Raw genomic sequence first — 5,322 nt, 5'->3', positions numbered from 1 at the left:
GCCCTCGAGGACGCCTCACGGGAGAGCGTCCTCGGCGGCCCGACGACGTCCCCGCCGACCCGAGCACGACCGCACCGCACCGACCACCACCCCACACCACAGCCCCGGCCGGACCTCACACCCGCAAACCGGAAGCACCTGTTTACTACGCCGGTTGGGTGTCTGCTGAAGGGGTCTGGGGAGGTCAAACTGGCGTAGCAGACGCCGAAGGGGCGTACCCAACGACCGCGCCCTGGCCTCGATCCCACTCGCTCCACGCCCGTGACACCGCCCCGAGGACATCCCCGCCGCCGGTGACGTCGTCGTCAGCCTCAGAACGTCCGCGCAGGACCCCCGACCTCGCTTCCCGCACGCCCGAGCACGACCTCATCGTCCCGAACACGACCACCAAGTCGGACCCGTCCGCGCCGAACAGCGCGCCGAACACGACCACCCGCGAGCCCGAACCACCACACCCACAAACGCGAAGAGCCGTGAAACTATGGGCTGGTTGCGGTGAAAGTGGGCACCGATGGACATTTCTGCCGATGACTCGATGTCTGGTTAGACCGCCGCACGTGCCCGTGAGCGGCCGACACCCAGGCCGACGGCTCCGATGGCGACGGCGAACAGGGCGCATATCCCGCAGTACCCGAGCAGCGGCGTGAGCACCTGGGCGGAGGTCGAGCCGGCGTTGAAGGCGCCACCGGTGGCCAGGGTGGCCCAATATCCGGGTGTGAGCCGCGCGACCGCGATCACGGCGTCGGGCAGCATGTCCAGGGGGGCCCACGCGCCCGCTAGGACGGAGAATGCCATGCCGCCGATGACTGCGATGGCGTTCGCGGCGTTCTCCCCCAGTCGCAGTTGCCCCACGAGGAAGCCCATGGCTACTCCATTCAGGGTATACGCGGCCAGCGCGAGACCGATCACCCCCAGCCGTGGTGCCGCATCCACGATGCGATCGGCGGCGAAGACCGCAGTGCCCAGGCAGAAGAACCACAACCATGCCAACAGACCCACTAGAAGACATGCGCCCAGCAGCCCCAGGCCGCGTGAGCGGCCGGTCACGGGCGCGGAAGACACGCGGGAGTGCACGGGAGGTCGGTTGAGGGAGGCCATGAGCACCGCAATCGCTACCACGCAGAAGGCTGTCAGCGGGAACAGTGAGAACAGCGTATACAGCTTCAAGGACTCCGGCAGAGGGAGTGCGTCTTGGGTGATGAGCCGAGCGGCGGAGCCGCCGCGCATTGAACCTTTTGCCAGGGTCACGGCCCGCTCCACGGACTGTTCGGCGGACTGGGTGCCGGTGGCATCCGTGTTCAGGGCATGCAGATAGTCGTAGACCTGGTTCAGGTACGAGTTGGTGTGCACGTTCATGAGTGAGCCCATGTAGGACCGGTAGCTGACGACGGTCTCCACGGCGGGCGGCTGGGTTCCGTCCTGGGCCGCGGCCTGTAGCTCCTCGCCGAAGCTGGCGGGGATGATCAGGATGTACTGGATGCGGTCCTTGGCGGTGGCGTCCTGGAGTGCCTGTTTGGTGTCTTCCAGCGGCTGGGTGTTGCCGACGGAGCCCACGTATTCGGCCAGTGCCCGGGATACCGCGGAGTCGTCGCGGTCGATCACGGCAACATCCGCCGTCACCTGGGTGACGCCGGCGTCGGTCGCGTTGCCGGAGCCGGTCCCGACGAAGACAGCGCCCGCGCTCATGAGCACCAGGTAGATCAGGATGTAGAGGCGGTGCGCCACCAGAATCCGCAGCGAGGTCTTAAAGGTACTCATGGTTCGTCCTCCGCATGCGCATTAGGGCGATCAGCAGGAATATGACGCTCATACCCGCCAGCACGGCGCAGCTGCGAGCGAATGGCTCCAGGGAGTCGTAGTAGAGCAGCCCGTAGAAGCATCGGGTCGCCTGCCATAGGGGATTGAGCTGGGACGCCAGCGGGGCGCTGAGTTCGATGGCATTGGCCAGTCGCTGTGAGGCGGTGCCGTACAGCCCGCAGAACAGGGACAGTAGGCAACTGATTGCCGAGACTCCGCCCAGCGGCATCCGCGGGAAGGTTCCCAGGACCGAGCCGGCGGCGCAGGCCATGAGGCTGGAGATCCCGATTGCCAACAGGCATAGCGCCGTGTAGGGGCCGAAGTCCACACCCACCACGAATCGCATGAATATGAATGCCAGTACCAGGCAGGCCCAGGTGCATGCCCAGGCCGCGGAAAGCGTCCCCAGGAGCAGTCTCCAGCGCGGCAGTGCCCCCAGGTTGCGGCGCGCCGCCAGAGGCCCTGAAGGGGCGGTGATCTCCCGGATGGCGACTACCGCGATCGTCATACCCATGCCGCTGGTGAAGGCGAGCAGCGCGAAGTAATACGGCACCTCGGGCTTTCCGGGCACGCGGGTGACCTGGACCTCGGTGGTGAATGCGTGGCGGTCCTGTACTGCGGCGGCGGCATCCGCGGGCGATGCTCCCGTGGCGATCAGCGAGGTGATCTCGTCGCGGCTGTGCACGTAGGTGTCCAGCATGGCGCGCAGTACCGGGGTGGTGGACAGGTCATTGCCTTCCGGGGACAGGTGCAGCACGGGCGTGCCACTCTGGACCGCGATGTAGCCGACCACCGCGCCGTCGCGAACGGCCGCCTCGGCCTGCTCCGCGGTGTCGTAGGCCACGGGATCGAGCAGCCGCAGTTCGGCGTCGTCAGCGGAGACGGTGTCAAGGGCGCCACCCAATCCCGCCTCGGCCGCGTAGGCATCATCACGCACGATCCCGACCCGGATGGGGTCGACGGCGTAACCCGCCTCCAGCCCGGAGAACATCATCATGAACATCAGGGACAGTGCGATCGGCATACCGAGTGTCCACAACAGCAGGATCCTGTCGCGCAGGAGCCGGAGCACCTGGTAACGGAAGACGGAGCGCATATCAGGCCGCCTCGTCGCGCAGCGCCCGGCCGGTGATCTCCAGGAACACGTCGTTCAGGGTCGGCGGCTCGGAGGCCACCCGGCCACAAGTCACGTCCACCGCCGCCAGTGCCGCCAGCACGTCGGCTAGGTTGTGCGCCCCCGGCGCGCACTCGACGACCAGCTCGGGCGGCTCGTAGGTGACGGTGCGGACGTGCTCCGCTCGACGCACCGGCTCCAGCTCGCGCTCGCCGAGCTCGGCGGGGGAGACGACCTCCACGCGGATGCGTTCACCGGTGCCGATCATCGCCTTGAGCTCGCTGGCGGTGCCGCCGGCGATCTGCCTGCCCCGGTCCATGATGATGATCCGCGTGCAAAGCTGCTCCACCTCCTCCATGTAGTGACTGGTGTAGACGATGGTGGCGCCGCGGGTGTTGAGGTGTTTTATCCCGTCGAGGATGGCGCTGCGGCTCTGCGGGTCGACGGCCACGGTGGGTTCATCCAGGATGATTAGATCGGGGCGGTGCACGATGCCGCAGGCGATGTTCAGGCGGCGCAGCAGCCCGCCGGAGAGCTTCTTGGGGCGGAACCTGGCGAACCGCCCCAGGTCCACGAAGTCGATCGCCTCCTGCACCAGCTCGCGACGCCGGGCGCGATCGGAGACGTACAGGGCGCAGAAGGCGTCGATGTTCTCCCGGACTGTGAGCTCCTCGAAGACGGCCACCTCCTGCGGCACCACCCCGATTCGCCGCTTGAGCTCGTAGGCGGTGGCCGACATCGGCTCGCCGAATACGCGGATCTCGCCCCGGTTGTAGGTAAGCAGCTGCAGTATGCAATTGATCGCCGTGGTCTTACCCGAGCCGTTCGGGCCGAGCAGCCCGAGTATCTCGCCCGAGGCGACCTCCAGCGACAGCCCGTCCACGGCTACCAGCTCCCCGTAGCGCTTGACCAGGTCATCAACGACCACCGCCATGTCGGACACGTCGTCTCCTTTCGCCCGTCGATCGGGTTCGGGGCCATGGTTGCGCGAGGCGGCACGGTGCCGGAAGTGCCTGCTGTCATGAGGTGGCGGCCCGGTCGTGACAAATGTCAGGGGCTGTCACCGTCCGCGCACTCGCCGCGCCGCCGTGGCTGATAATCGGTGCGTGAGGGAGCTGACGGACAGGACCGTGGTGCTGGCGGCCTGCGTCCCCCTGGTGCTGGTGTTCGGGATGCCCACGCCGACGACGATCGTGTGGTTCCTGGTTGCCGTCACCTGCAGTGGGACCTGTGCCGCCTGGGGGCGGTGGCCGGCCGTGGGTGCCCTGCCGGCCGCCTACCTGCTGGCGGGATGCGCGGACTCTGCGGCCGCCGTGGGAGTGCCACTGGCCGTCTATGAGCTGGTGGGGGCGGTCTCGGATCGGGGCCGTTGGGCATGGGGCGGCGCGGTGATCTGTGTGGCACCCCTGGTGTTGGCGCTGCGGCGTGATTCTGGGGCCGTTGTGTCGGTGGCGGCGGCCCTGGCGGCGGTGGCCGCCCTGCTGGCGGTGCGCACCGGGCAGGTGGACCGTGCCCGCAGCGCCTTGCACGCCGTTCGGGACGATCTACAGCATCGGGTTACCGCGCTGCAGGAGACGCAGGCTCAGCTGGAGCAGGCTCAAGAGTACGAGACGCGTGCCGCGGCCTTGTCGGAGCGCACTCGGATTGCCCGGGAGATTCACGACGGCGTCGGGCACCTGCTCACTCGTCTGCTGTTCCAGGTGCACGCCGCCCAAGCCGCCCACCGGGATGACTCGGCTGCGGTGGCCGAACTGAGGCAGATTGCGCAGACAGCTGACGAGGCGCTGTCGGCCATGCGCGCAGGGGTTCATGCCCTGGACGACACGGGCGAGGACCTGGCCGTGGCTCTCAACCGGCTCGCTGTGGGCTGTGGCGTCGCGCAGGTGAGGGTCGATTGTGCTCCCGACGCGTCTCCACCGGCACTGGTGACGCGCTGCCTGGTCGCGGTGACACGCGAGGCCCTGACCAACGCCGCCCGCCACGGCGAGGCGAGGACCGCCTGGGTGACGGTCGCGGACTTCCCCGGATTCTGGCGGCTGACGATCGCCAACGACGGCTCCGTCCCGGCGTGGGCCGAGTCCCCACAGCCGCTGCTGAGCGCACGTCCGGACGCCGACGGCATGGGGCTCGGCACACGTTCCATGACCGATCGGGTCGAGTCCCTGGGGGGAACGCTCCGTATCCTGACTTCTCCGAGGTTCACGGTGCTCGCCACCATCCCGAAGGAGACCACGTGAAGGTACTAATCGTCGACGACGATCGTCTGCTCGCCCATTCCCTGGCGACGATCCTGGGGGCCGAGGCGGATATCGACGTGGTCGGTGTGGGCGCCAGCGGCCTGGAGGCGGTAGCCGGTTTCCGAGACGCGCACCCCGACGTGGTGTTGTTGGACATACAGATGCCCGGAGCCG

Annotated in this window: 5 protein-coding genes; 2 read left to right on the top strand and 3 right to left on the bottom strand. The window is 68.0% G+C overall.

What is annotated here, in order from left to right:
- Positions 1–543: 543 nt before the first annotated feature.
- From DRB06_RS13455 to DRB06_RS13445, 3 genes are read right to left on the bottom strand one after another with little or no spacing between them, the layout of a single operon-like run.
- Positions 544–1,758 carry an ABC transporter permease gene (locus tag DRB06_RS13455; protein WP_181575276.1) on the bottom strand — a complete coding sequence of 405 codons (1,215 nt, stop codon included), beginning with the start codon at positions 1,756–1,758 and terminating at the stop codon, positions 544–546.
- Complete coding sequence (locus DRB06_RS13450; RefSeq protein ID WP_111820223.1) at positions 1,745–2,893, bottom strand: ABC transporter permease; 1,149 nt, start codon at positions 2,891–2,893, stop codon at positions 1,745–1,747. The genes DRB06_RS13455 and DRB06_RS13450 overlap by 14 nt, the downstream gene beginning before the upstream one ends.
- A gap of 1 nt (position 2,894) precedes the next feature.
- Positions 2,895–3,845, bottom strand: coding sequence for an ABC transporter ATP-binding protein (locus DRB06_RS13445; protein ID WP_111820228.1), 951 nt, complete (start codon positions 3,843–3,845; stop codon positions 2,895–2,897).
- Between the two features lie 172 nt (positions 3,846–4,017).
- Between DRB06_RS13445 and DRB06_RS13440 the strand changes: the two genes are divergently transcribed.
- Together DRB06_RS13440 and DRB06_RS13435 are read left to right on the top strand one after the other, a co-directional pair.
- Positions 4,018–5,148, top strand: coding sequence for a sensor histidine kinase (locus DRB06_RS13440; RefSeq protein WP_258522267.1), 1,131 nt, complete (start codon positions 4,018–4,020; stop codon positions 5,146–5,148).
- Positions 5,145–5,322: LytTR family DNA-binding domain-containing protein (locus DRB06_RS13435; protein ID WP_146750901.1), on the top strand; the 178-nt coding region annotated here is incomplete at its 3' end. The genes DRB06_RS13440 and DRB06_RS13435, both read left to right, overlap by 4 nt.

Source organism: Actinomyces sp. Z5, from assembly GCF_003287795.1.
Taxonomy (GTDB): Bacteria; Actinomycetota; Actinomycetes; order Actinomycetales; family Actinomycetaceae; genus Actinomyces; species Actinomyces glycerinitolerans.
This window is presented reverse-complemented; position numbering and strand designations above follow the sequence as displayed.